Origin of the sequence: Corallococcus llansteffanensis, assembly GCF_003612055.1 — a bacterium.
GTDB classification, from domain to species: domain Bacteria; phylum Myxococcota; class Myxococcia; order Myxococcales; family Myxococcaceae; genus Corallococcus; species Corallococcus llansteffanensis.
This window is the reverse complement of record NZ_RAWB01000446.1, coordinates 1-8273: the sequence shown is the minus strand read 5'-3', so window position 1 is coordinate 8273 and position 8273 is coordinate 1. Positions and strand designations below refer to the sequence as shown.

The window sequence follows — 8273 nt, the reverse complement described above, 5'->3', positions numbered from 1 at the left end:
CTCCGAAGCCAACACCCGCGCCGTGGAATGGGCGTTGGAGCGCTTCCGCGCCGCGGGCGTGACGGCACGCGCGGAGCCCTTCCCCATGCCGGCGCTGTGGCTGGAGCGCGGCGCCACGGCCTCCGTGCAGGGCCAGGGCGTGCGCTTCGCTCCGCGCGTGGCCGCGATGCCCTTCTCCACCGCCACGCCCAAGGGCGGCCTCACCGCGCCGCTGCTGGAGGTGGGCCGCGGCACCGAGGCGGACTTCAAGCGGGTGGGCGCGAAGGCTCGGGGCGCCTTCCTGCTGGTGGAGACGGACGAGCTCAAGGACGTCGACGGACTGTTCCGCGAGTACAACGAGGCTGCGCTCATCGAGTCCCGCGCGTTCACCGCGGGCGTGGCGGGCGTCGTCTACATGGGCAGCCGGCCGGGCAACCAGCTCTACCGGCACAGCGTCTCGGTGGGCCCCAGGAACACCCGCCCCATGATGGTGATGGAGCGCGACGGCGCGAAGCGCGCACTGCGGCTGCTGCGCGCCGGCACGGCCCTGAACCTCACCGCGGCGCTGGACCTGCGCACGGGCGGCCCGTACACGTCGCGCAACGTCATCGGCGAGCTGCGCGGCACCACGCGTCCGGACGAGGTCGTCGTGCTGGGCGCCCACCTGGACAGCTGGGACCTGGGCGGCGGCGCGCTGGACAACGGCGCCAACGTCGCGATGCTCCTCGACCTCGCGCGGCAGATGCAGCGCCTGGGGCTGAAGCCCGCGCGCACCCTGCGCTTCGCGCTGTGGAACGGCGAGGAGCAGGGCATGTACGGCTCGGCCGGTTACACGCGCACGCACGCGGCGGAGCTGGACCGGCACACCCTGGCGCTGTCGGTGGACATCGGCTGCGGACGCATCACCGGCTTCTACACCAACGGCCGGCCCGCGCTGGTGCCGCTGGTGGAGCGGGCCCTGAAGCCGGTGACGGGCCTGGGACCCTTCACGCAGGTGGACGTGCCGGTGGTGGGCACGGACAACTTCGACTTCATGATGCACGGCGTGGCCAACCTCATCGCCAATCAGGAACCGGCCACGTACGGGCCCAACTACCACGCGCGCTCGGACGAGTTCGAACAGTGCGACGCGCGCACGCTGCGCGCCAACGCCGCCGTGGTGGGCGCGCTCGCGTGGGGCTTCGCCACCATGGACGAGAAGCTGCCCCGCCAGAGCCGCGCCGAGGTGGAGGCGCTCGTGCGGGACACCGACCTGGGCCAGCAGATGCAATCCTTCAACGTCTGGGAGGAGTGGGCCGCCGGCACCCGGGGACACCCCCTCGAGGCCAGGCCCACTCCCGCCCCGCGCTGAAGTGCTCCGCGGGGCGTGTCAGCCTGGCCGGGCAGGATGCTTCACGGTCGCCAATGCGGCCAGTCCAGCGGTCACCTCTACGAACGGAGCATCGACTTGTCTCTCAAGGCGTTCTTGAAGCATGCGTGGATGGGCGGGGTCATGGCGGGTGCCGTGGCGTTGTCTGGCTGTGGCGGTGATGGTGATGTCCAGGGGGAAACGGCTTCGATGGGCGCTTCGCCGATGAAGTCCGCCCCGACGGCACTGGTGGGGGATGGCTGTGTGTTCGGTGATGGGTCCGCCATCGCCAGCGGTACGAGCAGGACGCTCTACCCGGTGACGTGTCCCTCCGATTGCAATGACTTTCCCAACGGCGGGCTGGATCTGGTGTTGTTCTGCAAGGACGGCGTTCTGGGCGAGAACGATCCGAGTTTGACCGGCGGAACCGTGGGCCCTCCGTTCAGGAATGCCCTCCTCTTCAACGGTTCCAGGCGGTGCACCGCGCTCCCGACGGCCCAATGGGCACAGAGCGTGGACAGGTTGACCTGCGTCAGGCGCTGACGCCCGCCAACGGGGGCTGAAATGGGCCCGGTTTCGTGGAACCCCACTCGCTGTGCGAAGAGGGCTCCACGATGCCCGCCCTCGCGCGTGAACGCCTCATCGAGACAAAGCTCACCGGCCAGGCCACTCGCCGTGCTGGTCGAGGCGTACCCCTCACGGTGTCGCGCACGCACCAGCAGGGCCAGGATCAGGACAAAATGAAGCAGCCGGGTCGCCATGGATCGCTTTCCAAGCCAAGGAAGGCACCCGTTCATGGGATCATCCCGCCAGCAGCAGGCTGACCTCATCCTGAACGAAGGCAGGCCGCATGGCGCAGCAGGGGGAATCAGGGCCGCAAGCACGGCGGACCGCGGGCTGGCAGTTGGCGTTGGTGGCGTTGGCGCTCGCCATCTTCTCGGTCAACGTGCTCGTCCCGGGAGTCATCCTCGGCAGCGTGGCCTCTGCGCTGTTGGGGTTCCTCGCTGCCGCGGTGGTGCTGGATCGCATCGGGGCGCTCAGCTCGTCGGGCGTCTTTGAAGGGACCGCGCAGCTCTCCCTCATCCTGTTCTGCATGGCCCTGGTCGTGTTCGCGATCATCGCGAGCTGGAATGGCTATCGGCGTCTGGCGGGGAGGACGGGACCACCGCCCCTGTTCCTGCGCTGGCCGTGGGGGATGGTTGGACTGCTCCTGTTCCTGGCCTGCCAGGTGACCCTGCCGCAGGGAGAGCAGCAGAGCACCCTGCCCGTCCTGCCCGGAGCGCTCGTCCTCGCCTTCTGGAGCTGGACGATCATCTCGGCCAGCCTGCTCATGGTCCGAATGAGCGTGTGGCTGGTCAGGACCTCCTGGCGCATCTCACGGGCATCGCCCTTTGGGGCCGGAATACTCACCCTGGCCGCGCTCGCGGCCACGGGACTCGCGCTGGTCGTCGGCGCCCTCGGGGAAGAGCTCGCCACCCGGGTCCAGAGGGTGGCCGCCGCACAGCCTTCCCGCTGCGATTCGCTGTCCTGGGAGTGTTCCAGACAGGCATTGCTGGCGGCCCATCCTCCTCCAACCCGGGCGCCCGTCCTCGCGGAGACGGATGACGGGTTCGGGAACGCGGAGGTGGCAACCTTCACCACGAGCGGGCCGGCTCCCGAGTTCAACACCCGGGAGTGCCTGGACAAGTCGTTCCAGCAGCAGGAGATGATGGCGCGGGCCCGCCGGATCGCGCAGCTCCTCGTTGGTGCTGGGGACGCCGAGGATCTGGTCCATTCCATCCTCCTGAACATCTGTCTGCGCAGAAAGCTGCCGCTCGAGGACTTCGAGCAGTACTTCCTCCGCTCGGTCCGGAACGGCTCCCAGAAGCAGTTCAGCCGCGTGGCGGCGTCCTGTCCCCTGGATGGATTGCCAGAACCCCAGTGCCTCCTCCGGCCGGACGACCAGTACGTGGAGGAGGAGTCCCACCACGCCCTGCGCAAGGCGCTCTGCTCGCTCAAGCAGGAGCACCAGGACGTGCTCCGGATGCGCTACTTCGAAGAGCTGGATGAAGCCGAGATCGCCCGCCAGCTGGGGCTCAGTCACGCCGCCGCACGCAAGCGGGTCCAGCGGGCCCGGGATGAATTAAGGTACCAATTTCTCCAGCAATGTCAGTGAGTTACGATTCCAGGTCACACTTAATTCGCTGGGGACAGTGCAGCACCAGATGGCCCGCAGACGCGGGCCACTTCTGGAGGCTTCATGGACCCGCTGTCTTCCGCCGTCAGCTCCATCCCCTCCCCGGCCACACACCGGGAGATGCCGCCGTCGGTCAATTTCCACCTGTGGGAGCCGTGCAACATGCGTTGCCGGTTCTGCTTCGCAACGTTCCAGGACGTCCGCAGGGATGTGCTTCCCAAGGGACACCTCCCCGAAGAGGAGGCCTTGCGCGTGGTGGAGCTGCTGGCGCTCCGCTTCCAGAAGATCACCTTCGCCGGCGGTGAACCACTGCTCTGCCCCTGGCTGCCGGAGCTGGCGGCCGCCGCCAAGGCGCGGGGCGCCACGACGATGCTGGTGACGAATGGCAGCCGGCTCAATGCCAACACGGTCGCCAGGCTGCGCGGGGTGATGGACTGGGTCACCCTGAGCATCGACAGCGTGTCGCCCGAAACGAATGTCGCACTGGGACGGGCGGTCCAAGGAAGAAAGGCCCTGACGGCCGAGGACTACCATTCCATCGCCGGAAGGGTCCGGAGCGCGGGAATGCGCCTCAAGGTGAACACGGTGGTCACGGCGTTGAACGCGGGTGAGGATCAAACGTCCTTCATGCGCGGCCTTCGCCCCGAGCGCTGGAAGATGCTGCGAGTCCTGAGCGTCGAAGGGCAGAACAGCGGCAAGGTGGAAGCCTTGCGCTGCGCCTCGGAAGACTTCGACGCGTTCGTTGCTCGCCATCGCCCCCTGGAAAGGGAGGGCATTGTCCTGGTGCCCGAAGACAACGAAGACATGCGCGGCAGCTACGCGATGGTCGATCCGGCGGGCCGCTTCTTCGACAACACCGAAGGGGGACACCACTACAGCAAGCCCATCCTGCGGAACGGCCTGGATGCCGCATGGTCCCAGGTTCGCTTCTACCCGGACCGCTTCTCCGGGCGCGGCGGCTTCTATGATTTCGGAGGTGAGTCATGAGCGCGGCCTCCAGCCTGATCTGCCTCGCGGGTGTCTCCGGGGCGGGCAAGGACACGTTGGGTGGCTTCCTTTCGAAACAACATGGCTTTGAACGGGTGGCCCTGGCGGATCCGATGAAGGCGGCGCTGATGAGCCTGTTCCAGCTCGATCCCGCCCAACTCTGGGGCGAGCGACGCAATGAGCGGGATCCCCGGTTCGGCCGTACGCCCCGGGAGCTCTACCAGCGCTTCGGACAGGCCTGCGTGGAGTTGGATCCGGAAGTCTGGCTTCGGCCCTTCCGACTGCGAGTCGATGCGATCCGGCGCGCGGGGGGACGCGTCGTCTGCACGGACCTGCGGACCCAGGCGGAGTGGCGGGCCGCGAGGGAGATGGGTGCCACCATCTGGTTGATTGAACGGACTGGCGCGGGGGCACCGGGTGCGCTGGCGCGGCATGCCACGGAGATGGAGGTCGCCGGAATTGATCGGCTCGCGTTCGACGCCGTCATCCGGAACGACACCTCGCCAGAGGCGTTGTACGAAGCCGCGGTACGATCGCTCGCAGCGACTTCACGCTAAGTCCTTCATCATCGAAGCCCTCGCCCGCGAAGTATGGCGAGGGCCTCCGGGGCCCGTTCGCCAAGGACACGACGGCTACAACGAAGCGTTTCCAGACCCGGCCTGCTGCTCCGAGATTGCCAGCTCATTTTCTGGATTCCTCGAAGGCGCGCTCCGCTCCGATGCACGTTGGTTTTGGCTTCGGGAAGAGGAATGACGGCCAAACACGGTGCCCTGTCGCACTCCCATCCTCGTCCTGTACCGCACCGGATTGTTGAGACACCAGGTTGGTCGTAATCAGGCCGCTTGCTTCTGCATCAGCTCCCGCCGGGCCTGACTCGGCGAGAGGAAGTTGTGGCGCTCCAACAGCCACTGCTCGTTGTACCGGTGGGCCCACTCTAGCAGGGCCAGCCGGAGTTCCTCCACGGTGGCGAAGGTGCGCGCCCTAGAGACCTTGCACCTGTACTGGTACTTCGCGCCTCGTTGTCGTCCCGTCGCCCAGTTGGCCGAAGTCGTTGATGCCCCAGGCCCAAAGGGTGCCGTCTGACTTCTCCGCTAAGCTGAAACCATTGCCTGCGGCGAGCCTGACTACCCCGGTGAGGCTCTGCATCTGCCCCGGCGTGGAGCGGCTCGTCGTCGTCCCGTCCCCAAGGTTGCTCCCCCAGGACCAGATGGTGCCATCCGACTTCAAAGCCATGCTGTTGGATTGCCCGAGAGTGAAGGACACAACCCCGGTGAGTCCCTGTACCCGCACCGGCGCGAGGCGAGGAGAGTTCGTCGTCCCGTCGCCCAACTGGCCTTCGCCGTTGTACCCCCAGGACCAGACGGTGCCGTCCGACTTCAGAACAACAGTGTGAGAAGGACCCGCAGTGAGGGCAATTACCCCGGAAAGCCCCGGCACCTGGACGGGCGCGAGGCGCCTTGTCATCGTCCCGTCGCCCAACTGGCCAGCGAAGTTATTGCCCCAAGACCAGACGGTGCCGTCCCACTTCAACACCATGCTGTGGGTAAGGCCTGCGCTCAGGGCGGCGACTCCGCTGAGTCCCGGCACTTGCGCAGGCACGAGTCGACTTGTCGTCGTCCCGTCGCCGAGTTGGCCCAAGTTGTTGATACCCCACGCCCACACCGTGCCGTCCGACTTCAGCACCACGCTGAAACCGCTACCAGCAGCGACGTCAATGACTCTGGCGAGGCCTGGAATCTGCCCTGGTGTGAGTCGGTCTGTCGTCGTCGTCCCGTTGCCCAACTGGCCGTAACGGTTGTTTCCCCAGGACAACACGGTGCCGTCCGATTTCAGTGCCAAACCGTGGCCCTCACCCGCTGCGAGGGAGACCACCCCGGCGAGGCCCGGCACCTGGAAGGGCGTGAGTCGGCCTGTCTGCGTCCCGTCGCCCAGTTGGCCATCGATGTTGCGGCCCCAACCCCAGACGGTGCCGTCTTCCTTCACAGAAAAAGAATGAAATTGGCCTGCCACTTGCCTCTGCGCCAAAGGAGCAATGCATGCGAAGCCACCCTGGGTGGAGCCCTCGTCGATTTGCCCATCGCAGTTGTTGTCCTTGCCGTCACATACCTCCGTCGCGCCAGGATTGATGGCGGCGTTGGCGTCGTCGCAGTCCCCGTCATTCGATACATACCCGGCAGGCCGCATGCACGCCTGCACTGCCTGGGACGTCAGGCCGTAGGCATCCCCGTCCTGGTCGCGGTACCACGCCAGGGAGGCCAGCCCGTCGTCCACCTGGCCGTCGCAGTCGTTGTCCTTGGCGTCGCACACCTCGGACGAGGCCGCCCGCGTCGGCACGCACTCGACGGCGCCGTGAGTACAATACGTCACTCCCTCGCCGCACACGCCCAGCTGTCCCGTCGCGCACGCCTGGAGCCCTCCCGGGTTGCCTTCGTCCGTCGCTCCGTCGCAGTCGTTGTCCAGGCTGTCGCACTGCTCGGCGGACGCGACCTGGCGCTGCTGGCACACCACGCTGCCAAGGGTGCATGCCGTCACCCCCACCGCGCACACGCCCTGCTTCCCTGTCGCGCAGTTCTCCCCGCCGTTGGGGTTGCCGTCATCCACGGCCCCGTTGCAGTTGTCGTCCACGCCATTGCAGGTTTCCGTCGCGCCGGGATGGGTGGTGGTTGAGTAGTCGTCGCAGTCGAGGTCCTCCACGAAGCCCGGGGAAGGCTCGCAGGCCTGCTCCGCGATGTACTCGTCCCCGAAGCCGTCCATGTCGCCGTCGAAGTAGAAGGTGTTGGTGATGAGGGCCGTCCCAGGCGACGTCACCGGCGTCGTTGACGTGCTGCCCATGCCAAGCTGCCCCTGGCCGTTGTTGCCCCAGGTCCAGACGGGGCATCCGGGCCGCAGTGCCAGCGCGTGCTGGGCTCCGGCCGCGAGGGCCGTTGCGTCCGAGACGCCCGTCACGCCCACCGGCGAGGCGCTGTTCGCCGTGCCGCCGTTGCCCAACTGCCCGGAGACGTTGTGACCCCAGGCCACCGCCAAGCCGTTGCCGATGAGGGCCATGGAGCTGTTGTGCCCGGCGACGAGGGCCGTCACGGCGAAGACGCCATTCACCGGAAGGGGCGTCACCACCGGCGTCGCGCTGGTGCTGCCCGTGCCCACCTGGCCGAAGGTGTTCTGCCCCCACGCCCACACGTTGCCAAACTGCTCATCGATGATGAGGGAATGGCCCGCACCCGCGGCGACGGCCTTGGCGCGCGGCAGCCCCGCCACCAGCACCGGGGCCAGCACTGCGGCGCTGGTAGCGCCGGTGCCCACCTGGGCGGACGTATTCAGTCCCCAGCCCCACACCTTGCCGTCCGCATCCAGTGCGAGCGCGTGGTTGACGCCCGCGGCCATGGCACGCACGGTGGGCAGGCCCTGCACCACGCCAGGCGTAGCCACCGAGGCGCTGGTGTTGCCCGTGCCCACCTGCCCGGAGGCATTCTGGCCCCAGGCCCACAGCCGGCCGTCCGCGCCCAGCGCGAGCGAGAAGTTCCCGTTGGCCGCGATGGCCTGGATGCTGGAGAGCGCCGCGACCCGGGTGGGGACGAGCACCGTGCCCCCCGCGGTACCCAGGCCCGCCTGTCCAGACGCATTCTGGCCCCAGGCCCACACGTTGCCGTCCACGTCCAGCGCCAGCGAGTGGGCGATGCCCGCGGCAATCGCCTTGATGGCGGGCAGTCCATTCACCTGGGAGGGCTGGGACAGGGGCGTGCTGCTGGTGCTACCCGTGCCCAGCTGTCCGGCGACGTTCTGTCC

7 protein-coding genes are annotated in these 8273 nt (G+C 67.7%); 5 read left to right on the top strand and 2 right to left on the bottom strand.

Annotation, left to right across the window (positions count from 1 at the left end):
* The 5 genes from D7V93_RS31390 to D7V93_RS44595 form a co-directional block, all read left to right on the top strand.
* Positions 1–1330 (top strand): M28 family metallopeptidase (locus tag D7V93_RS31390; RefSeq protein WP_120646888.1); only part of this gene is annotated, 1330 nt, incomplete at its 5' end.
* A gap of 96 nt (positions 1331–1426) precedes the next feature.
* Complete coding sequence (locus tag D7V93_RS31385) at positions 1427–1870, top strand: hypothetical protein (RefSeq protein ID WP_147451431.1); 444 nt, start codon at positions 1427–1429, stop codon at positions 1868–1870.
* A 307-nt stretch (positions 1871–2177) separates the two neighbouring features.
* Positions 2178–3482, top strand: coding sequence for a sigma-70 family RNA polymerase sigma factor (locus D7V93_RS31380; RefSeq protein ID WP_120646885.1), 1305 nt, complete (start codon positions 2178–2180; stop codon positions 3480–3482).
* A gap of 84 nt (positions 3483–3566) precedes the next feature.
* Positions 3567–4490 (top strand): viperin family antiviral radical SAM protein, encoded by a 924-nt coding sequence (locus D7V93_RS31375; protein WP_208723215.1) that lies wholly within the window; start codon positions 3567–3569, stop codon positions 4488–4490.
* A complete protein-coding gene (locus tag D7V93_RS44595; RefSeq protein WP_147451430.1) occupies positions 4487–5047 on the top strand; it encodes a deoxynucleotide monophosphate kinase family protein in 561 nt (186 codons plus the stop codon). Before D7V93_RS31375 ends, D7V93_RS44595 begins: the two co-directional genes overlap by 4 nt.
* A gap of 276 nt (positions 5048–5323) precedes the next feature.
* Here D7V93_RS44595 and D7V93_RS47500 read toward each other — a convergent pair whose 3' ends face one another.
* On the bottom strand, positions 5324–5452 hold the full coding sequence (locus D7V93_RS47500; RefSeq protein WP_279636963.1) for a hypothetical protein: 129 nt from the start codon (positions 5450–5452) through the stop codon (positions 5324–5326).
* A 19-nt stretch (positions 5453–5471) separates the two neighbouring features.
* A partial coding sequence (locus D7V93_RS31365; RefSeq protein ID WP_120646884.1) for an RCC1 domain-containing protein occupies positions 5472–8273 on the bottom strand: 2802 nt, incomplete at its 5' end.